16 protein-coding genes are annotated in these 22677 nt (G+C 44.3%); 4 read left to right on the top strand and 12 right to left on the bottom strand.

What is annotated here, in order from left to right:
• Positions 1–90: 90 nt before the first annotated feature.
• The 5 genes from sufC to DYE66_RS03030 all read right to left on the bottom strand — a co-directional run bounded on the left by sufC (position 91) and on the right by DYE66_RS03030 (position 6861).
• A complete protein-coding gene (sufC, locus tag DYE66_RS03050) occupies positions 91–861 on the bottom strand; it encodes a Fe-S cluster assembly ATPase SufC (protein WP_002999103.1) in 771 nt (256 codons plus the stop codon).
• Between the two features lie 806 nt (positions 862–1667).
• Positions 1668–2831 (bottom strand): glycosyltransferase family 4 protein, encoded by a 1164-nt coding sequence (locus tag DYE66_RS03045; RefSeq protein WP_002999179.1) that lies wholly within the window; start codon positions 2829–2831, stop codon positions 1668–1670.
• Between the two features lie 3 nt (positions 2832–2834).
• Positions 2835–3635, bottom strand: a complete 801-nt coding sequence (locus tag DYE66_RS03040) for an adaptor protein MecA (RefSeq protein ID WP_002999097.1) — start codon at positions 3633–3635, stop codon at positions 2835–2837.
• A 251-nt stretch (positions 3636–3886) separates the two neighbouring features.
• A complete protein-coding gene (locus tag DYE66_RS03035) occupies positions 3887–4729 on the bottom strand; it encodes an undecaprenyl-diphosphate phosphatase (protein ID WP_002999109.1) in 843 nt (280 codons plus the stop codon).
• A 212-nt stretch (positions 4730–4941) separates the two neighbouring features.
• Positions 4942–6861 carry a DUF2207 domain-containing protein gene (locus DYE66_RS03030; RefSeq protein ID WP_115324896.1) on the bottom strand — a complete coding sequence of 640 codons (1920 nt, stop codon included), beginning with the start codon at positions 6859–6861 and terminating at the stop codon, positions 4942–4944.
• Between the two features lie 813 nt (positions 6862–7674).
• Between DYE66_RS03030 and DYE66_RS03025 the strand changes: the two genes are divergently transcribed.
• From DYE66_RS03025 to brnQ, 3 genes are all read left to right on the top strand, one after another.
• The gene (locus DYE66_RS03025) at positions 7675–9219 is read left to right on the top strand and encodes an ABC transporter permease subunit (protein ID WP_002999167.1); all 1545 of its coding nucleotides are present in this window, start codon (positions 7675–7677) and stop codon (positions 9217–9219) included.
• Positions 9219–9959 carry an amino acid ABC transporter ATP-binding protein gene (locus tag DYE66_RS03020; RefSeq protein ID WP_002999176.1) on the top strand — a complete coding sequence of 247 codons (741 nt, stop codon included), beginning with the start codon at positions 9219–9221 and terminating at the stop codon, positions 9957–9959. The genes DYE66_RS03025 and DYE66_RS03020 overlap by 1 nt, the downstream gene beginning before the upstream one ends.
• A 372-nt stretch (positions 9960–10331) precedes the next feature.
• Entirely contained in the window at positions 10332–11747 is a 1416-nt protein-coding gene (brnQ, locus tag DYE66_RS03015) for a branched-chain amino acid transport system II carrier protein (protein ID WP_115324894.1), read from the top strand.
• Positions 11748–11880: 133 nt separating this feature from the next.
• Here the strand turns inward: brnQ and DYE66_RS03010 are convergent, their stop codons facing one another.
• From DYE66_RS03010 to polA, 5 genes are all read right to left on the bottom strand, one after another.
• On the bottom strand, positions 11881–12771 hold the full coding sequence (locus DYE66_RS03010; protein ID WP_115324892.1) for an SPFH domain-containing protein: 891 nt from the start codon (positions 12769–12771) through the stop codon (positions 11881–11883).
• A gap of 291 nt (positions 12772–13062) precedes the next feature.
• Positions 13063–14313 carry a threonine ammonia-lyase IlvA gene (gene ilvA, locus DYE66_RS03005; RefSeq protein ID WP_002999106.1) on the bottom strand — a complete coding sequence of 417 codons (1251 nt, stop codon included), beginning with the start codon at positions 14311–14313 and terminating at the stop codon, positions 13063–13065.
• A 251-nt stretch (positions 14314–14564) separates the two neighbouring features.
• Positions 14565–15020 (bottom strand): peroxide-responsive transcriptional repressor PerR, encoded by a 456-nt coding sequence (gene perR, locus DYE66_RS03000; protein ID WP_002999111.1) that lies wholly within the window; start codon positions 15018–15020, stop codon positions 14565–14567.
• 520 nt (positions 15021–15540) lie between these two features.
• A complete protein-coding gene (locus DYE66_RS02995) occupies positions 15541–15981 on the bottom strand; it encodes a CoA-binding protein (protein WP_002999182.1) in 441 nt (146 codons plus the stop codon).
• 149 nt (positions 15982–16130) lie between these two features.
• Positions 16131–18764 (bottom strand): DNA polymerase I, encoded by a 2634-nt coding sequence (gene polA / locus DYE66_RS02990; protein WP_044123879.1) that lies wholly within the window; start codon positions 18762–18764, stop codon positions 16131–16133.
• 517 nt (positions 18765–19281) lie between these two features.
• Between polA and DYE66_RS02980 the strand changes: the two genes are divergently transcribed.
• On the top strand, positions 19282–19467 hold the full coding sequence (locus DYE66_RS02980; RefSeq protein ID WP_044123880.1) for a hypothetical protein: 186 nt from the start codon (positions 19282–19284) through the stop codon (positions 19465–19467).
• Between the two features lie 84 nt (positions 19468–19551).
• On the opposite strand, the gene DYE66_RS02975 is transcribed toward DYE66_RS02980, so the two are convergent.
• Both DYE66_RS02975 and DYE66_RS02970 read right to left on the bottom strand, forming a co-directional pair.
• A complete protein-coding gene (locus DYE66_RS02975) occupies positions 19552–21288 on the bottom strand; it encodes an ABC transporter permease/substrate binding protein (RefSeq protein WP_115324889.1) in 1737 nt (578 codons plus the stop codon).
• Positions 21289–22485 carry a quaternary amine ABC transporter ATP-binding protein gene (locus tag DYE66_RS02970; protein WP_002963228.1) on the bottom strand — a complete coding sequence of 399 codons (1197 nt, stop codon included), beginning with the start codon at positions 22483–22485 and terminating at the stop codon, positions 21289–21291. It abuts the gene before it with no gap.
• Positions 22486–22677: the final 192 nt, after the last annotated feature.

Raw genomic sequence — 22677 nt, 5'->3', positions numbered from 1 at the left:
TATTAGGCTTCAAGTTTGGAAAAAGCAGAACCAAAAGTCGGTCTTCTCTCACTGCTCGCATACTTGCCCTGCTTTTCACCCTTGCCATCATTAGACTTCTTCTTGATAGTCAATACCCAGTTCTTCAGCCAGCTGAGCATAACCTTCTTTTTCCAGACGGGCTGCCAATTGGGCATCTCCTGTCATGACAATGCGACCATCCATCATAATATGAACCACATCAGGTTTGATATAGTTGAGCAGGCGTTGGTAGTGGGTGATAATCATGGCACCGAAGCCCTCACCCCGCATGGCATTAACCCCCTTGGACACGACCTTGAGGGCATCAATGTCAAGACCTGAGTCAATTTCGTCAAGAAGGGCAAACTTAGGCTCCAACATGAGGAGCTGAAGAATTTCATTGCGCTTCTTCTCACCACCGGAGAAACCTTCATTGAGGTAGCGCTCTGCCATCTCTTCCTTCATTCCTAAAAGCTCCATTTTTTCATCCAGCTTCGTAATGAACTGGCGAATCGAAACCTTCTCATCGTCTTCCTTCCCAGCATTCATAGCTGCACGGATAAACTCGGCATTGGTAATTCCTGGAATTTCGGCAGGATATTGCATGGCCAAGAAAAGTCCCAAGCGAGCCCGTTCATCGGTCGCCAACTCAAGGATGTCTTGACCATCAAAGAGGATTTGCCCCTGAGTCACCTCATAGTTGGGATTGCCCATGATGGCTGCAGACAGGGTCGATTTCCCAGTCCCATTTGGCCCCATGATAGCTGCAACCTCACCTGTTTTAAGGGTTAAATTTAAACCCTTGAGAATTTCCTTGCCCTCAATAGACACGTGCAAATCTTTAATTTCGAGTACAGACAAACTATTCCTCCTCCATCTATAAAAACAGCTTCAAAAAGAAGCTCACTAACAATCTTAAGGGCCACAAGAAAAAACAAATCCCGACAGCTCTACAGAGAGCTATCAGCATCCTCAAACCAAGACAGCTAATACTCTTCGAAAATCAAAACTATCCCACGGATAAAGTCACTCTATTATTTCTCATTAGAGTGACTACGAAAACTACGATTGTAGTTCTCTATACCCCTGGCTAACTCTGTGGAAACTGTGGTAACGACAGTTTCTACCTCGTGTCGCATCGTTAACTACTTACTGAGGAAAGCAAAGCTTTCACTATTTCCAACCTCAAAAGGTCTCCCAGACCTTTTGAGCTGTCTGCAGTTCGTGCGATGCGGAGCAAAGTTGGTCGATTTCACCAACTTTGTGAGGTTAGTAAGGAAGCTAGGCAATCGCTATGGAGATTGCCGTTTGGGAGTAAGACAGAAGGGCTTTGACAGCTGTCAAAACCTTCGTCACCTCACACCTTTTTATTTTAAAGTGTCGGCTAAGACAGTCCACCGGACTGTCTTACTACCCCAGCAAGGGTGACTAGCTGTCTGCTGTGCCACAAAGTGGCGCAAAGATAGCAGACACCTACTGCGACATCAGTTACTTTAGTGACTTGATGTCATTGCTCCCTTCCTCGGCTAATTTCGATTTTCATTGAGTATAAAACTCAGATTTCCAAAGTCTAGCTTTGAAGGCATACCAAGCCTTTCACGCTCAATCCTTGTGGCTCAATACCCTCTCATTATAACAAAAATCCGCCCACTAGGAACGGATTTGAACTACTTTTTACGCTTTTGCTTCCACCTCTCCAGAACAGCCTGGCGATAAGAACTATTCCCAATAAATTTAAGGCAATCAAAGAGGGGGGTTCGGCCCACGCCCCAAATCTGCAGGCCTTCAATCAGGACTTCTGCCGTAAAGAGGAGACCAATCATGAGGAGGACACCCCCAAGACGACTGGAAACATTTAAAAGCAGGGAGGTCAAAGAGAAAACCATGGCGATCCCATAGACCACCAAGACGGCTCCCCGATGGGTGAAGCCCATAGCTAAGAGACGGTGGTGCAGGTGCATCTTGTCAGCCTCGGTGGCAGGGCGACCAGATAATTTCCGACGAATAATGGCCACAAAGGTGTCCAAAATAGGCACCCCCAGAATAATAACCGGTGTAATAACCGCTACCGCCGTTGAATTTTTCAACCCTTGAAGAGACAGCACCCCAATCATAAAGCCAATGAAGAGGGCTCCGGTATCACCCAAATAAATAATGGCGGGATTGTAATTATAAGGAAAGAAGCCAACAATAGCAGCAATTAAGAGAAAGATGGTCAGCGTGGTATAGATGTTACTATCAAAAAGGAAGAAATAGGAAATCAAGCCCATGGTGGTCAAACTGATGAGAGAAACACCACAGACTAAACCATCCAGACCATCAATGAGATTGATGGCGTTGGTGATAGCGACAATCCAGAGGACCGTGAGAAAGAAACTCAGAACCGGCCCAAAATAAAGCATGGGACCCCCAAAGGGAATCTTGAAACTATCAAAACGATAGTCGGTAAAGGCCCAGACCACTATAGCCCCAAGGATAATCCCCAGCATTTTGGTTCTCGGTTTAAGCTCTATAACATCATCAACAAAGCCCGTCATGGAGGCAATTAAACCGCCCATAGCTACAGGCAGAATATAGTCAAAGTAGGACATGAAATAATGATTTTTCTCTGTGATGATGGGCATCAAAATCAGCGTTCCCACTAAAAAGGCAATTAAGATTCCTAGGCCCCCACTTGAAGGCATGGGAACCTTATTAACCCGCCTAGCATTAGGATTATCAACTGCTCCAATCCGAAAGGCAAGAAAGCGCACCAAGGGTGTCAGAACTAAAGGAATCAGAAAGACCCCAATCAAGACGAGAATATATTGTAAGCGAAACTGACTAATCATTCCCTACACCAAATCTATCCGTCTCAACTGCTTCAGCGCTGTATGGTCTAACAGTTTAACGGCATGCTCCAAGAGATAGGCCCTCGTATGCTTAGCAGGGTCCCCATATTCTAAGAGATGAGCCTGCAGTTGCTTAGCTCTGAGCTTGTCCTCATCTTCAATATTAAAGAGCACCGCCATATGGTAACCTTCTTCAGATTTAAAAAGCTCCGAGGCTTCTGTTGGCACCGCTAAAGCCTTGGCAGCTACAATTGCCGAGCGCAAATCCGGAAAATCCGCTACATAGTGAGTATAGCTGGTCACAGGAATCAGGTCTTCTTCCTTAAATTTAAAAGGCTGACTGTCTGTGTCATCTTCTGAGCTGACTGTATCTGGCTGGTCATTAGGAGCAAATTCACTGATGGCATCATCTAGCATGGCTTCCAAATTTTTCAATTTCTCATGGGCTTCTGTATCGCCATGAGCCATCATATTCTTTTCCAGATTTTTGAAGAAATCCTCAGGATTCATTTCTGACAGGTCGCCCATATCTTGAGCCAGCTGCTCAAAATCCAAATTGTCCCCGAGTTCAGACTTAGTCACAAAGACATCAACCCGATCCTTGCGGGGAGTCACTCGAAAGCTCAGCATCCCTGTTGATTTGAAGCTATCAGGAATATCCAATTCATCCAAAATCGTATAGAAAAATTCTTCTGTCTTTTCTTGAGGCATGAGGAAATCTTTTAGTTCCATGCCGTATGAGTCCAAATCTTCAAGACTTACGGAAATCTTGAGGGTTAACTCATTTATCTGTTTCATTTCCATCTTTTTTACCTCGCACGAGTAGTTACTACATTATACAAGAAAAGGCCCAAAAGTTCAACGAAACAAGAGGGTTGAACAATAACAATAGCGATTTAGATTAGGCTTTCCAAGCCAATTACACAAGTCAATTCCTTTCATCTGGGACAAACGCCTATGATGGCTTTGCCCTCACCCACAAGAACGTGTAATCTTGGAAGATTACGTATAAAACAAAAAGACCAAAAGTTTCCTTCCAGTCTTTAACTTATGCTTTAGGCCGGCAAAACCCTTGCCGCTGCGTACAGAAGTAGGACAATCCCTAGAACAATGCGATACCAACCAAATACTGTAAAATCGTGCTTCTTGACAAAGTTGGTCAAGAACTTGATTACGACCATGCTGACCGCAAAGGCCACCATGGAAGCCACCAGAAGTACCAGCCACTGGGCAAAAGTCAAGTGATGGCCCTCTAGGAGAAACTTGACAAACTTGAGGCCGCTATAGCCAAACATAGTGGGAATCCCTAGGAAGAAGGTGAAATCCGCTGCTACACTCCGACTGGTACCAACCAGAATGGCCCCTAAAATCGTCGCCCCAGACCGACTGGTCCCAGGAATAATACTGAGAACCTGGAAAAGCCCGATATAGAGGGCCGTCTTGTAATGCATTCGAGCCAAATCAGTCACCTGGGGCTCCACATTGCGGTTGCGACGCTCAATCCAGATAAAGGCAATCCCATAAACAATAAGCATGGTTGCCACGCTGGTAAAATTGCTAAAATGGGCATCCATCCAATCGTCCAAGAGCAGACCAATGATGGCAGACGGGATGCAGGCAATCACCACCTTCATCCAGAGCTGCCAGGTCAGGCGAACCTCCTTGGTCGTCTTGCCTTTTTGGAAGGGATTGAGGCGTTCAAAGTAGATAACCATAACGGCCAAGATAGCTCCCAGCTGGATAACGATGTTGAAGAGCTCATTGAAGGCATGGCCTTGGTTGAGCTTGACAAATTCCTGGACCAAAATTAGGTGACCCGTACTGGAAATGGGTAACCATTCGGTGATTCCTTCGACAATCCCCAGAAAAACGGCCTTAATCAATTCGATAACTAGCATAATATCTCCTGTTTTAAAAATCAATTAGCCTCATTATAGCAAAAAACAGAAGCTTTTAAAATGGCTCTTGAAGAGAAAATCGCTGGGGAAAGGGGCTTACTTTTGCCAATAGATTTTGTGAGTCTTTCTTTGAGGAGCATTGGCTAGTTACCAAAAAGAGCCAGCCACTGGGGCCGACTCTATAATTCAAAGGTCCTGTAGTGTATGGATGGTTAGAAGGCTCCGCCCCCACCGCCTCCTCCGCCACCGGAGAAGCCACCACCACCAGAGAAACCGCCTCCTGAGGAAACGTGAAAACTCTGAGCAGCTTGGGCCTGATGGCCAAAGTTAGCAAAGTTTTGGGAGGAAAGGTAGAGATAGGAGAAAAGGTTGCCGTTTAAATATTGATTAACTTGATGAGGAAGCTCAATATCGTAGAGTCTAAGCACCTTTTCAACCTGCTTAGCATAGCCAAAAAGCGTTGCGTAAACGAGGATTCGATTCCAAACGACAATGGACTCTAACTGAGCCTTGTCAAAGCGTTTGATGTCCTTAATCATCCGATGGAAGGCCTGCCAAGCCTGATAATCACTTTCTACTTCTTTTCGTGGAGTTCCATCCTGCTTATCAAACCAACTAACTAGAGAGAAGGCAATTATAAAGGCAAGGGTCAGTAGAAACAGAGCAAGATACCCCAAAATCATAAGCCAATTTAAGCTAGTCAATAAGCCTGTACTTCCAGCATAAACAAGAGAAACAAAGGAGCTAAACATGGCTAAAGATAGAAGGATGAAACTTAGAGAGCGTCGCCCATTTTCACCAGAGCTTAAGGGCCTATAGTAGTCATCTAGGCCTAAGGCCTCCTTATCCTCTACTACAGCTCGGGTCAATTCCGCTAAATCTCTTTTGAAGGTAGAAGTCATTCGACGACCATAGCGATTGACCTCTTCAACACTATAGCCATTTTTGACACTAATTTTTTTATCAACTCGATAAGCAGGGAATAAATCAGCCATCGCCAGTTTATCACCTATATGAGCTCCCATAGCCATTTCTAAGAAAGTTCGTTCAGCAGATGATAAATGTTCAGAATGGACATGGCGAAGCCATGGCTCACCTTCAAAGTACTCAACCTCCAAATGGCCACGATCAATTAAATCCAGCAGACTGGCTTGTACCATATTTTCAAATTTCAGCCTTCCCCTACTACCCGTAATAGTAGGATTTACCTCAGACCAATCCGTACTATAGACGACTGAGGCAACCAGCTGGGGTGACCAATCATCTGGTGCTTCATAGAGCCACTTTAAACCACTTTTTTTAGGACGAATTGACCACTTATAATAGGTAAAAATTAGGAGGCCAAGGAGGAGCAAAAGGGTCAGAGAAAGCGGAATGATAAAATAGAAAACCTTTTGATAGCCCTTAGTCTTTTGCTTAATCCTAACTTCAGTAGCTTGGAAGCTAGCCAAAGCCTTCTTCTGGTCATCCTTAGCTCCTGTAAAACCAGCCACATCCCAATAAGCATGCAACTCAAAAGGCTGACCCTGACCGATATAATCGGCGCTAACCTTATAGCCAACTTCGTCTTTAGAAATGGTTGGCTTAGGCTGTAAATACCCTAGATGGGCAAAAAGATCTGTCTGCTTAGTTTGAGGAGCCTTCACCTGAAAACTGACATGGTGTAGGGGAACATCCCAGTCGGTGATAGGTTTCCAGTTCAGTTCAGCAATATCCTGGTGGAGGCGCAGGAGATGCTTGAGATGCCAGGTCACCTTGACCTTGACACGATCCCCATCCTGACCACCATTGTAAATTTTAAGACGATAACCATCGTTTATCTTTTCTAAGCTAGTCTTTGGACTAAAGATCGAACCATTGTTTTTGGTGACTTCAGCCCCTACCTGCTTTTCATCAATTGAAAACTCCCTAGGCATCTGGCCAGCATGACCTAAGCTGACATATTGACCATTGTAACTAGAGTCAAAATCATAGGTTATCGTTTGCGTAAAGGTTGCTGTATTATCCTTCTGAATTTCCAAGAGGCCGTCATAACGGCTGATTTTATAGTCAACCTCGTCTGCATAAGTCTTAGGAGCCAAGACCAAGAGCGACAGAAACAAGGCTATAGCCAGTAGAAATTTCTTTGTCATCAGATTAAGTATCTCCTTTCCTCTTGACAATTTCCCTTATTCTACCACACTTTTTAACCTTCTTTAAGTAGAATTCGTATAAAATAGCCCCTGGGTCACGTTCTCTAGCAAGTCGAGGGTCCCCATCCTTGCTAGTAGGACAAATGGCAAGTACTAGTTTGCTTCTGCCCAGCTTGGCCCAGACAGAGCCCACCTATTTTTCCTTGCCCAGGGCAATACAAGTCTCAATAATACTCAATAAAAATCAAAAATAGCCAAGGCAAGGAGCAATGACATCAAGTCACTAAAGTGACTGATGTCGCAGTAGGTGTCTGCTATCTTTGCGCCAGATGTGGCACAGCAGACAGCTAGTCACCCTTGCTGGGGTAGTAAGACAGTCCGGTGGACTGTCTTAGCCGACACCTTAAAATAAAAAGGTGTGAGGTGACAAAGGTTTTGACAGCTGTCAAAGCCCTTCTGTCTTACTCCCAAACGGCAATCTCCATAGCGATTGCCTTGCTTCCTTACTAACCTCGCAAAGTTGGTGAAATCGACCAACTTTGCTCTGCGTTGCACGAACTGCAGGTAGCTCAAAAGGTCTGGGAAGACCTTTTGAGGTTGGAAATAGGGAAAGCTTCGCTTTCCTCAGTAGGTACGGCAAAGCAGCCCAGCCTTGGGCCTATAAAGTATTTTTTAAGGCGAAAAACTGGGCACCTAGCATGGCTGAAAAAACCAAGCACCTCCCATTGAAATACTCCCTTATTTCCTGTAAAATAGGGTAGTATGTATATTTATGCCTTGATTTATGTTTCAAGCTATTCATAGGAGTAAGAGATGAATCACATTAAAAAAATAAGTTTCAGTCTGATTTTAGCTCTGGCCATCCTCTTTGGAGGACTGTCTACAGCTAAGGCTGATGAGTACCTGCGTGTCGGGATGGAAGCCGCCTACGCCCCTTTCAACTGGACTCAAAATGACGACTCCAACGGGGCCGTCCCTATTGAAGGTAGCCAGCAATATGCCAATGGCTACGATGTCCAAATTGGTAAAAAAATTGCCAAGGGCATGGGCAAGAAGCTTCTGGTGGTCAAGACCAAATGGGATGGCCTCCTACCTGCCTTGACTTCCAAGAAAATTGACCTCATTATCGCTGGGATGAGCCCAACCGAAGAGCGCAAGAAAGAAATTAACTTTTCTAATAGCTACTATACCAGTGAGCCTGTCCTTGTTGTTAAGTCTGATAGTAAGTATGCCAGTGCGACCAAACTCTCTGACTTCAGGGGAGCTAAGGTCACTGCCCAGCAAGGGGTTTATCTCTACGGTCTGATTGACCAAATTTCAGGGGTCAAAAAACAAACGGCCATGGGAGACTTCTCGCAAATGCGGCAGGCCCTCTCATCAGGCGTTATCGATGCCTATGTTTCTGAAAGGCCAGAAGCCAAGACAGCTATGGCTTCTAGCAAGGATTTCAAGATGGTTTCCCTCAAAGAGGGCTTCAAAACCAATCCTTCAGACACCGCCCTTTCTGTTGGTCTGCGCAAGGATGACACGGCAACCCAAGAAAAAGTCAATCAAATCCTGGCGACCATTCCAGAAAAAGAACGGCTCAAGCTCATGGATAAGATGATTACCCAGCAGCCGTCTAACAGCAAGAAAGAAACCGGCTTCCTCGGTCAAGCCTGGACCATTCTCAAAAACAACTGGCACCAATTCTTGCGTGGAACTGGAATTACCCTCCTCATTTCGATTGTCGGTACCTTGGTCGGCTTGGTCATTGGCCTCTTAATCGGTGTCTACCGAACAGCGCCACAAGCAGGCAACAAGGCGCTAGCCCTCCTGCAAAAGGTCTTCGGCTGGATTCTCAATGTCTATATTGAAATCTTCCGCGGTACCCCAATGATTGTTCAAGCCATGGTTATCTACTATGGGACTGCCCAAGCCTTCGGAGTCAATCTGGACCGGACCTGGGCCGCTATCTTCATTGTTTCCATCAATACAGGTGCCTACATGAGTGAAATCGTTCGTGGTGGTATCTACGCCGTTGATAAGGGACAATTCGAGGCGGCCACCGCCCTTGGATTCAGCCACGGACAAACCATGCGCAAGGTTGTCCTGCCTCAGGTAGTGAGAAATATCTTACCAGCTACAGGGAACGAATTCGTCATCAACATCAAGGATACCTCAGTCCTCAATGTTATCTCCGTTGTCGAGCTTTACTTCTCTGGTAATACCGTGGCCACCCAGACCTACAAGTATTTCCAAACCTTCCTCATCATCGCTGTTATCTACTTTATCCTGACCTTCACAGTAACCCGTATCCTGCGTTATCTGGAACACCGTCTGGACCAAGATAATTACACCCAAGGAGGTGCCCACTAATGGCAGATCCAATTTTAGAAATCAAGCATTTAAAAAAATCCTATGGACAAAATGAAGTCCTCAAGGACATCTCTCTCAGCGTCAATAAGGGAGAAGTTATTTCCATCATTGGGAGCTCAGGTTCAGGGAAATCAACTTTCCTGCGGTCTATCAACCTTTTAGAAGACCCAACCGAAGGACAAATTCTCTATCATGGCCAAAACGTCTTGGAAAAAGGTTACGACCTGACCACTTACCGCGAAAGACTGGGCATGGTTTTCCAATCCTTCAACCTCTTTGCCAACCTCAATGTCTTAGACAATGCTATTGTCCCTCAGACAACCGTTCTCAAGCGTGATAAGGCCGAAGCCACCAAGATTGCTCATGCCAACCTAGAAAAGGTCGGCATGAGCGAGCAATACTGGAAGGCCAAACCAGCCCAGCTCTCAGGGGGACAAAAGCAAAGGGTGGCCATCGCACGCGCCCTGTCAGTCAATCCAGAAGCTATCCTTTTTGACGAACCGACCTCAGCCTTAGACCCTGAGATGGTCGGTGAAGTTCTCAAAACCATGCAAGACCTAGCCAAATCTGGTCTGACCATGCTGATTGTAACTCACGAAATGGAATTCGCCAAAGAAGTTTCTGATCGGGTCATCTTCATGGACAAAGGTGTCATCGCCGAGCAAGGCACGCCCCAACAAATCTTTGAAAATCCCCAAGAAGCCCGCACCAAGGAATTCCTACAACGCTTCCTAGGCTAAAACAAAAAATTCAACTCACCTCCACAGAAAAAATCAACCTTGTGGAGGTTTTCTTTATACAAGAGCATCTAATGACCAAGCAAGGAGAACCGCAAGACCCCTACCGGATTTCAAAGCATAGCCTGAGGCCTTATCTTGGTGGCTTTCCTAGCCAGTCTTGATGAAAAGGATAGACTGGCTTGGTCCCTTGACGACGGGAGGCTCAAGCGGTCGATAATAGCGCTTGAGCAAACCTAGTTGCCCTTGATTTTTTAAACTAGGGCAACTTTACCAATTGACAGCCTCAACTTTTGCCTGCTATAATGAACTGTCAAACAATTTTACACAATTATAGGCAATTTTAATTTTGCCCAAATTCTATTGGAGGAAATTATGCAAAAAAAATCCACCTACTGGACCATTGGATTCATGCTCTTCGCCCTCTTCTTTGGGGCCGGTAACCTAATCTTCCCTGCTTATCTGGGAATTTACTCTGGAACAAACTTGGCTTTGGCTATCCTTGGCTTCTGTATTACTGGAGTATCTCTGCCCCTGCTAGGGGTTGTGGCCGTAGCTTACTCAGGCAAAAGCGATGTGGAGTCCATCGCCAGACCGGCTTCTAAGGCTTATGCCCTCTTCTTTGCCATTGCCCTCTACCTGACCATCGGCCCCTTCTTTGCCATCCCTCGGACCGGAGCCGTTTCCTATGAGATTGGGATTAAACCCTTCTTTGGTAGCGGTCAAGTCGCCCACATCATCTACGGTCTGGTCTTCTTTGGACTCTCCTATCTGATTGCTGTTCGGCCAAGTAAGATTGCTGACCGGATTGGGAAATATCTGACCCCTGCCCTCTTGATTTTTTTAGGCATCTTGATCCTTGCTTCCTTTATTTCCCCTGCTGGTCATATCGGCGCTGCCCACAATGCTTCTCCAGCTGTCAGTGATAGTTTCAAGAGCCTGCCCTTTGTCACTGGCTTGATTCAGGGCTATAGCACCATGGATGCCTTGGCTTCTTTGTCCTTCGCTATCCTGGTTATTGACGCTGCCAAGGGACACGGGGCTAAGACCGCAAACGAAGTTGCCAGTCTGACCCTCAAATCGGGTATTATCTCAGCCATTATTTTGGCAGCCATCTATATCTTTGTTGCCCGTATAGGAGCAAGCTCTCAGTCTCTCTTTGAGCTCTCAAAAGGCATCTTTACCCAAGACTCTGCCCCAATTTCTGATGGTGGACCTGTCCTCATTCAATCAGCCGCCCACTATATGGGTAACCTAGGGCAAATCGTTCTAGGGATGGCCATTTTCTTGGCTTGCCTGACAACAGCTACCGGCTTGATTACCGCTTGTGCTGAATATTTCCACAAGGTCTTTCCTAAGGTTTCTCACATTGTCTGGGCAACTGCTTTCACCCTGATTGGCATTATCCTTTATTTCGGCGGCCTTGATCAAATTATCAAATGGTCAATTCCCGTTCTTTATCTGCTATACCCACTGACTATCGTAACCGTCATTCTCATCTTCTTGAAAAAATGGATTGGTTACAACCCTCTAGTTTACAAGGCAACTCTCGGGTTCACTGCCATTGCAGGACTCTTTGATGCCTTCAGTACCTTGTCAGCTCAAACCCAGCTCTTCATCTTGCCAAGTGCTCTGACCAACTTCTTCACTAAGACCCTACCATTAGGTAGTTACAATATGGGCTGGATTAGTTTTGCAGTCATCGGCCTGGTTGTCGGTCTTAGCCTGACAGGCTTCAAGCCACTAAAGAATTCTGAAAACAAGACTAAACCCAAGGAGAAATCTCTCTAACTAGGGGTATTTTTCAATCTAATCAATCAAAACCTCTTCAGTTAAGAAAATTTTCTCATTACAAACGAATACCGAATACCTAGACAAAGACCCACCCCCATTAATGGGAGCGGGCCTTTTAACTATTCAAATCCTATTTAGCCTTGAGGGCCGAGAGGATTTGCGTGCGGATATCTTCTATCCCTTCTGGATTATTTGGCAAGAAGAGGGTTTGATTACCGTGGTTAGCGAAGGTATTGAGAGTATCCAAGTATTGGTTGGTCAAGAGGATGGACATGATTTGCTCCTCAGTCATACCAACATTAGCTTGCTTGAGTTCAGCGATAGATTCAGCCAGACCATCAACGATAGCCTTCCGTTGTTGGGCGATACCAACCCCATGCAGGCGGTCTTTTTCAGCTTCGGCAGACGCGGCAGTCACGATTTTAATCTTATCGGCTTCGGCCAATTCTTGGGCAGCCACACGTTTCCGTTGAGCCGCATTAATTTCGTTCATGGATTGTTTAACTTCTCCATCGGGCTCAACTTTAGTAATCAAGGTCTTAACGATGATATAGCCGTAGGTGGACATTTCTTCAGCTACTTGATGCTGCACTTCCAATGCGATTTCATCCTTCTTCTCAAAGAGTTCATCCAAGGTCAATTTGGGAACAGAAGACCGCAGAGCATCTTCAATATAAGACTTAATTTGAGCTTCTGGCCGCATCAGTTTGTAGTAGGCATCAATAACATTTTGCTCATTAACTCGGTACTGGGTTGCCACATTCATCATGACAAAAACATTATCCTTAGTCTTGGTCTCAACGACAATCTCACTTTGCAAGAGTCGCAACTGGACCCGAGCCGCAATCTTATCCATCCCAAAGGGCAGACGCATATGAATTCCACTGCCAGAGGTCATTTGGTAGCGACCAAAGCGTTCAATAATAGCAACTGATTGTTGCCGAACCACATAGAGGGAGCTGACCAAAAAGAAGATAAAGACAATCAAACAAAATAATAAAAATACTAAAAATACACCCATGAGACTTTCCTTTCAAATAAGATACTAAGCAGTTAAGCACCACACAGGAAATAGGGAAGGAGACGCAGATGCAACTAAGCATCTAGGAAGCTTCTTCTTTTTCCACAGTGATGTAGGCGAGTTCATTCAATAAGTTAAGGAAATAGGCCATTAAAATGCCTCTATTTCCTACGGCAACCACTAGGGTGGCTGGCCTAAACTTCTTACTATATCAGATAATCAAGCATTATAGGCTCGCTTATCTGACTGTCACATTAAATCTGGGGTAATCATAAGCTAATCCGACTGAAGTCAGACCAACATATTATAAAGGCTTTCATTCCCGTGCAAGTTGATATAATCAGGGTCAAAGCCTGCCAAGCGATTGAGCAAACCATCATAATCACATTTATCAGACAAGGTCACCCCCACCAGACAAGGCCCCGTTCCCTTGGCGGCCCGCTTGATGTACTCGAACCGAGTAATATCATCATGGGGACCCAAGATATTATTCACAAATTCCCGCAGAGCACCAGGCCTTTGAGGGAAGTTGACAACAAAATAATGCTTGACGCCATCGTAAATCAGAGCTCTTTCTTCCATCTCCTGCATCCGGTTGATATCATTATTACCACCCGAGATGATGCAGACTAGGGTCTTACCCTTAATCTCATCCTTGAGTACCTCCAGAGCCGCAATTGACGCCGCCCCCGCAGGTTCAGCGATGATCCCTTGGCGGGAATACATATCAATCAAGGTTTCGGAAATCAAGCCCTCATCGACACCAATCAACTGGTCAACTGTCCGTCGGGCCACTTCATAAGTCTTTTGGCCAACCTTCTGAACAGCAATCCCATCTGCAAACTTATCAATATGCTCCAACTTAACCGGATGGCCCTTATCAAAGGCAGCCCGCATACTGCGGGCTCCATTGGATTCAACACCAATTACCCGAATGTCAGGCGATACGTCCTTCATATAGGTGGCAACACCAGCAATCAGGCCACCGCCGCCAACAGGTACGAGGATGCTGTCAAAATCAACCCCTTCGTCCTTAGCTTGTTCATAAATTTCGTAGGCAACTGTCCCCTGACCGGCCTGAACATTGTCATCATCAAAAGGAGGAATAAAGGTACGGCCCTGTGCCTTGGTAAACTCTTGAGCTGCTTGAGAGGAAGCATCAAAGGTGTCACCGACTAGCTGAATATCCACATAAGCCCCACCGAAGAACTTAACCTGTGTAATCTTTTGCTGAGGAGTCGTAATCGGCATAAAGATCGTGGCCGAAATCTTCATTTCGTTACAAGTGTAAGCAACCCCTTGAGCATGATTCCCAGCTGAAGCACAGACAACGCCATTAGCCTTGTCTTCATCCGACAGTTGGTGGATAGCATAATAGGCCCCCCGCAACTTAAAGGAACGAACCTTTTGCATATTTTCTCGTTTGAGGTAGATTGTGGCCTGATATTTTTCCGACAGGTAGCGGTCAAATTCCAGCGGTGTCCGCTCAACCACATTTTTAAGGACCTCGTGAGCCTTGACAACATCAGTAGCTGTTAGCATAAACTCTCCTTTTCCTTATTGTCTAAATTTTCTGTAGATTCATTATAACATAAAAGCTAACTGAAATTAAGGGAATTCCAGAAATCATCAGGATAAGCAGAAAAAGGTTCTGATTTTAGAAATTCCTCCTTCTTAGACTTGATAAAAAATAAAAGCGAATAAGGTAGAATGCTGAATGGCAGAAAGCCAACTTAATTCGCTTTTTATAATTAGGGTTGAACTTTTATAAAGATGGGAGCCTCATTTGCATCCTAGCCTCTTTCCTTAGCCTGACAATCAGGACAAAGACCATAGAGCATAACCTGACTGCGGGTCACCTTATAGCCCGTCTGCTGACTAGCTTCCTGGTACATATCCCGCAAATCGCCATCTAAGAAATCAGTAATCTTGCCACATTTCTCACAGGCAATGTGAACCTCATGGTGGCCCAGAAAATCATAATAGGTCGTACTGTAGTTGCAGAGCTTGAGCTCCGTCACAAAACCCTCATCAACCAAAACCTTGAGATTATTATAAACTGTGGCCAAACTCATGCTTGGAAAATCTGGCAGCAAATCCTCATAAATCATCTCGGCACTTGGATGACTTTTGGTAGCAATCATGTAACGGATGATAGCCTTGCGGGTTTCTGTAATCCGAATATGCTTGCTTCTCAGATGCTCCAGAACAGTCTCATATGCTTCCAAAGCCATGCGATCTTTTTCCATCGCCACCTCCCATTTTCTCTAGTCTTATCTCAACGAAAATCAAAAGTCGGAAGGAGCATAGACCTCAGCCTCTAAAGTAACTGATGTCGCAATAGGTGACTGCTGTCTTGATATCATCTCGTGATACAGCAGACAGATAGCCACCCTTGCTGGGAGGTCAACGAAGATTTGATTGTCAAAGTCCTTCTGTCCTACTCCCTAACGGCAATCTCTATAGCGATGTCCTAGCTCGCTCACTAATTCAGGTAAAATAGGAAAACGACCATTCTATCTGAGTGTCGCCTGTTATCCGAACTGCAGGTAGTGCTAAGGTACGGCAACGTGAGTTAAGGACGGATCTTTTGATTTTCGAAGAGTCTTATTTATTCTCATTATAGCACAAACTACTACTAGGTCTCTAAAAGAGCGCTGTTTGAGGGAAGAATAAGGTCTGAGCACTAACGTGCTTAACCTTAAAGGCCAGCCACTAAAGTTGGACTGGCGATTTTCCTTACTAACTCCCTTTAATTAGGGATACCGCTCAAGCATCAGAGCCTAGGAGGCGGTTGTATTCAATCTTGATGCAACGATTCATGACAATCTGATCACGCCCAGACTGGCGTAAAAATTCTTCAGCATCCTGAGCTTCCAAGCCCAATTGAGCCCAGAAAACACGGGCATCCGTTTGAACAAAATCACGGGCCACATCAATCAAAAATTCACTGCGTCTGAAGACATCCACAATATCAATAGGAACTGGAATATCCTGCAAGGAAGCATAGACCGTCTGCTCCAAAATTTCTTGACCGACCAGCTTGGGATTGACAGGAATAATCTGATAACCAGCCTCCTGCAGAATCTGGGCCACCTTATAGGCAGCTGTCTCAGTTCGATTGGAGAGACCGACGACCGCAATGATCTTTGCTTCTTGCAGATAGGATTTGATGGTGGCATCACTAGGATTTTTAAAGTGATAGGTCATAAGAACCTCCTTTATAAGCTACTAGCCCCTTATAACAACTCAAAGAATTTTAAGAAAATCATTGGGGCTACTGCAGCTAGATGGTTGTATCAAATTTTACAGAGTGGCAGACAGATTCAGTTTTTTGAATATCATTAATTAGTATTGACTTATTTAGCCTCATACCAAGTCTTGCCGGAATTTTCATCTGCCAGAAGGGGAACAGCCAGCACAATAGCTGATTCCATGGTCTTCTTGACCAGTTTCTTAATGGCAGACAGTTCTGCATTGGGCACTTCCAAAACAATTTCATCATGCACCTGCAAAAGCATCTTGGTCTTGAAGCTGCCTGCTTCCAGAGCCTGGTCCAGATTAATCATAGCAATCTTGAGAATGTCAGCGGCACTCCCTTGGATTGGGGAATTGATAGCTGTCCGCTCTGCAAAATTACGAATATTGAAGTTGCGTGAGTTGATATCTGGCAAGGTCCGCCGGCGTTTAAAGAGGGTCTCAACATAGCCCTTGTCCTTGGCCTCACGGACCACTCGCTCCATATAATCCTTGATACCAGGGAAGCGTTCAAAGTAGGTGGCGATATAATTCTTAGCCGCCTTTCGGCTAATGCCTAAATTTTGAGATAGGCCGTAGTCCGAAATACCATAAACAACGCCGAAGTTGACTGCCTTAGCATTGCGACGGTCATTCGGTGTGACATCCTCAGGTCTAGCAATATTGAAAACTCGCATGGCTGTCGCCGTGTGAATATCCTCTCCATTTTTAAAGGCAGCAATCAGATGCTCATCTCCTGAAATATGAGCCAGCACTCGCAGCTCAATTTGCGAGTAGTCCGAGCTGAGCAGGACACTATCCTCCCATTCAGGTGTGAAGGCCTTACGAATCAGCCGTCCCTGCTCCAGCCGAACAGGAATATTTTGCAGGTTGGGATCAACACTGGAAAGCCGTCCAGTCTGGGTCAAATCTTGCAGGTAACGAGTATGGATCTTTCCATCATCCAAGATAAAGTCTTGCAAGCCAACTACATAGGTAGATTGCAATTTTGCAATTTGCCGATATTCGAGAATCTTAGCCACAATCGGAGCATGAGGAGCTAGACGTTCCAGAACATCAACAGCTGTTGAATAACCTGTCTTGGTCTTCTTGGTCATGGAAGTAGGTAGGCCCATCTCTTCAAAAAGAATGGTCCCTAGCTGTTTAGGTGAATTGATGTTGAACTCCTGACCAGCCATATCATAGATTTCCTGGGTCAAAGCATCCAAGGTCACCTGGTTTTCTACTTCCATATCCTTGAGGGTCTGGCGATTGACCTTGATGCCAGTAATTTCCATCTTAGCTAGGACATTAGCCAGAGGCAATTCCATATCAAAGAGCAGGTCGGACTGACCATGCTCAGCCAATTTTTCCTTGAGAACTGGTTCGGTCTCCACTAGGACCTGCAACTTGGTTGCCAGGTGTTGGAAGAGAACTTGGTCCTCAGGCACAGCCTTCTTGGCCCCCTTGCCATAGACTTCTACATCCTTGGCTAGTGGGGTCTGTCCATAGAGGCTGGCTATGGTAGAAAGCTCATTGTCTTCCACCGTTGACAGCAGATATTTAGCCAAGCGACTATCAAAATCAGCTGTTGGCAGCTCAATTCCTAAATGACTCAGGAGAACCTTGCTCCGCTTAAAATCATAAGTCTTGATGGGCTTAGAGAGAGCCTCAACGAAAAGCCGATCTTTAAGCAGGTCTAGGTTCTTGCTGACATAGATGGCCTCTTTATTACCCCAAGAAAAAGCCAGAATATCTTCACGGTGGTAGTTATCGTTAAAAACCTCAAAATAAAAGAATTGGTCAGGCTCAAACATAGCAGACTCAAGTCTATCAACAACTTGATACTTGATTTCAACCTGCTCAGCCTCTTCCTTGAGACCCAGACCAGCCTTGAATTGTTTGAAATCCATCTCATCATAGAACTTAGCTAACTCATCTAAACGAGGACCTTTATAAAGGGTGTCATCCAAGCCAATTTCAATCGGTGACTGGATATTAATGGTTGCCAAAGTTTTGGACAAAAAGGCCTGTTCCCTATCATTAATAAGGTTCTCCTTCATCTTAGACGGCTTGAAGCTGTCGATATGATCGTAAATGGCTTCCAAACTACCGTGCTCTAACAGGAGCTTGAGCCCCGTCTTCTCACCAATCTTAGTCACACCAGGAATATTATCCGACTTATCCCCCATCAGAGCCTTGAGGTCAATAAACTGGGTCGGCGTAATCCCCATTTTCTCCATCAGGTGCTGGGGCGTATATTCCTCAAATTCCGCCACACCCTTGCGGGAAATTTCCACGACTGTATTGTCATCAGCCAGCTGAATCAGGTCCTTGTCCCCGCTGACAATGGTTACATCAAACTCTCCATTTTCAGCCAATTTGTCCAAGGTACCGATAATATCGTCGGCTTCGTAATTTTCTAAATCATAGTAGGCAATCCCCAGATGGTCCAACATTTCCCGAATATAAGGAAACTGCTCGCGGAACTCATCTGGGGTCTTGTCTCGACCGCCCTTGTAATCGGCGTACATCTCCGTCCGAAAAGTGGTCTTGCCCGCATCAAAAGCTACCAAGACATGAGTCGGTTCAATCCGCTTCATCATGTGATCCAACATGAGGTGAAAACCATAGATGGCATTGGTATGCAGACCTACAGGATTTTTAAACCGATCAATCTGATTATAGAGGGCAAAAAATGCCCGAAAAGCGATAGATGAACCATCAATCAATAGTAATTTATTCTTATTAGCCATGCTTTTATTATACCACAGAACCCCCATTGATAAGTGAGCCCAAGTAGGTTCAGCTAATACTCATTTAAATTCAAAATAGCAGTTGTTACAAAGAATATCCACTGTTTTAATCTCAGTTTATGTAAACAGAATAGACAATTGGGATACTTTCGCCCTTGTGGTATTATTCGTAACAGTTGCGCTGTTATGAATAACGGAAATTTTGAGACCCTTAATAGAGACTCATCTTAAGCAATGAAACTCCGGAGGAGGTTGCTTGCATCCGCCCTTTTTAACGATATTTCATTTTCAACATCGATGCTATTTTGAAAATGGAATGAGTAGGGTGGCTAGGGAACTCGCTTTAGCGATTACCCTAGTTTATCAGTGACTTTTAATTACTAATACTCTTCTAAAATCAAAAAGATACTTCGTTAACTCACTTTGCCGTACGTCAGTACTGTCTGCAGTTCGTTGCCTCGTCTGTTTTTGATTTTCATTGAGTATAATAAACTGGCTAGGGTAGAAAGTATCAAAATTGAAAGTTCTGATTTTAATTCAGTATAAACCCACAGCAGCCCAGACCAACGAACCCTTGTACAGCAAAGTACCACCAGAGAAAGTTGATACCCTTAAAAACAAAAAAGAAGAGGCTCAGACTAGACCGAACCACTTCTCGGAGATTATGAAAAAGAAAAGTTTATTTAGGATGACTATAGTATAACCAGAGCTACTTAAATAGCACTTAAATTCTTAACTTAATTCTCTAAAAAATCAACCTCACACATGAAAGGTTGATTTAAAGTACTTATTTGGACCACTCGGCTACTTGACTCTTATGATTTTTAATCCATTTTTGTGCAGCCTTTTCTGGAGAAGTTCCTTTATTGATGTCTAGCATAACAGATTCCATATCACTAGAACTCCAATGGAAGTTATTAATAAGTTTATAGGCACCTGGATTCTCATCCTTAAGTCCCTTCTTAGCAATAGTGTGAATATTTTCAGACTTACCAAAGACACCTTTAGGATCCTTTAGAAATTTCAAGTCATACTTAGCAAACATCCAGTGAGGTTTCCAGGCCGTTATAACAATCTCATCCTTGTTCTTAATCGCCTGCTCCAGACTGGTAGTCATAGCACCCGTTGATGAGGAGGAAACTTTCCAGCTGGACAAATTAGAGTATTCCTTCTGCGCTTTTTCAGCACCAGACATAATTCCAGCACCCGGTTCAATACCTGTAATCGTTGAATCCGCTTGATCTGAAAGATCCTCAATGGAATTAACACCCTTCATATAAGAAGGAACGGCTAAACCAAGTTTAGTTCCCTTGAGATTCACACCAAGATCATCCAATTGCCCCTTATACTTGTCATATTGAGCTTTATGAGTAGCTGGCAGCCAAGCTGAAACAGAAGCGTCAACGCTGCCATCAGCAACTGACTTCCAAGCAACTGCATTGTCCAAAGGTTTAATGTCAACATCATAACCTTCTTGCTTCAGTGCCTCGGCTAAAACATTAGTCGAAGCAACTTCCGAATCCCATTCTACATAAGCTAGAGTAACCTTTTCCTTATGGGAGCCCGTATGACTGACAACCGCTTGAGTAATCCCTGTAGCCAGAAAGGCTAGGATCAAAGCAGGAGCCAACCATTTCTGCCATTTAGGCTTGTTGGCTTGTTTTTGACCGACTGGTGCATTCAATTTTTGAGTAAAGCGGTCAATGATGATGGCCAAAATAACCAGAGCCAAACCATTGACAAAACCATTACCAATTTCAGCGTGCTGCAAGGCTGAAAGGACACCGTTACCGAGACCAGGAGCTCCAATCATAGAAGCAGTCACTACCATGGATAGAGACAGCATGATAGTCTGGTTAATCCCAGCCATAATCGTGTTTTTAGCGAGTGGCAATTCAACACCGAAGAGCTTCTGCTGACTGGTACTACCAAAGGCATCGGAAGCTTCAACTAATTCAGTAGGAATTTCTCGAATTCCAAGATTGGTCATTCGTACCGTTGGAGGCAAAGCAAAGATAACAGAGGCAAAAACCCCCGGTACCATGCCAATACCAAAGAAAGCAACCGCCGGAATCAAATAAACAAAAGCCGGCATAGTTTGCATAAAGTCCAGAATAGGGTTGATAACCTTCTTAGCCGTCTCATTCTTAGCCATCCAAATTCCCAGCGGAATCCCGATCAAAATCGAAATCAAACTGGATAAAAGAACTAAGGTGAAGGTATTAATTAAATCTCCCCAAAGCTCCTGATTATAAATATAGAGCAAACCAATAGCTGTTAAAATCGTAAAGCTCCATTTTTTGGAAATCAGGTAAGCCAAAGCCACAATGAGAAGCATTAAAATCCAAGGATTGATGAAAGTCAAGGTACTGGAAATAAATCCCATAAGACCATCACCAATGATTTTCAGAACACTAAAGAGACCTGAGAAAGTTTTAGTCAGCCAGTCAACAAAAGAATCCATATAGTTAGAAATTGGTAATTTCCCAATCCCTGCTAATAATAAGCTTTCCAAATTTCTCACCTACCCTTCTACTTCAATACCCTGTTTGGTAAGGGCTTCAATCACACGACCCTTGATAATAACACCAACAGGACGCTTATTTTCATTCAAAACAGCAATCGGAGCTGCTGAGTCATAAATCAAAGGCAGAATATCCGTCAACACCATATCCTGAGGCACAGTCCGAATATTAGGATCAACAACATCAGCCAGTTTCTTGCCTGCCTTACGAGCATCATAAGCTGCATCAGCAGAAATAACCCCTAAAAGCTGCCGTTTCCGATTGGTAGCGACCAACATGGACACTTCTTCTACATCCATCCGCTTCAGAGCTACATTAGGGCCGTCACTGTCAACATTTGCAGTAATTGGCTTAATCATAATATTTTGAGCCGTTAATACTTTAGAGCGATCAACGTCTTCAACAAACTCTCGAACAAAATCATTGGCTGGTTGGGTCAAGATTTCTTCACCCGTACCAATTTGCATGATTTGGCCATCCTTCATCAGAGCGATTCTGTCACCAATCCGCAAGGCTTCATTAAGATCATGAGTGATAAAGATAATAGTCTTTTGAACTCGATCTTGTAAATCCAAGAGCTCATCCTGCATCTCCTTACGAATCAAAGGGTCCAAGGCAGAGAAGGCTTCGTCCATCAAAAGAATATCAGGATCATTAGCCAGAGCCCTAGCCAAACCAACCCGTTGTTGCATCCCACCGGATAACTGATCAGGATATTGATCTTTAAAAGGCAATAAGTTCGAATTATCCAAGGCTTGTTCAGCCGATTTTTCTCTTTCCTCCTTAGGAACTCCTCGTAATTCCAAGCCATACTCGGTGTTTTCCAAAATCGTCTTATGCGGAAAGAGACCAAAATTCTGAAATACCATATTAACAGAGTGACGGCGAATCTCACGCAGCTCATTGGCAGTCATTTCAGAAACATCCTGACCATTGATTTCAATAGTACCAGAAGAGGGTTCGATTAGACGGTTAATCAAACGAATCAAGGTTGACTTCCCGCTTCCTGATAGCCCCATGATAACAAAGACTTCACCTTCTTGAACCTCAAAATTAGCATCATAAACACCGACTGTACAACCGGTTTTCTCTAAAATTTCGGTCTTACTTTTTGCCTCTTTGACCATCTGTAAAGCAGCTTTCCGCTTTTTTCCAAAAATCTTGGTCAAATGACTAACTTTTAAAATTGTCCCCATATATATCCTTTCTTTTTACAATAACCATGAATTAACATGCATTAAATTAATAAACATCTACACCATTATACCAAAATCATAATTTATTATTAAATAAAAAAGCGTTACAAGTTAGTTACTAATATCCAGAAAGCAAATAAAAATTCATGCAACAAACTTAAAAAAAGGAATTCCCCACTCTTTCCATCCCTA

The sequence above is a fragment of the Streptococcus downei MFe28 genome (assembly GCF_900459175.1).
Classification (GTDB): domain Bacteria; phylum Bacillota; class Bacilli; order Lactobacillales; family Streptococcaceae; genus Streptococcus; species Streptococcus downei.
Note: the sequence above shows the minus strand (reverse complement) of the source record. Positions and strands in the feature narration are given on the sequence as shown.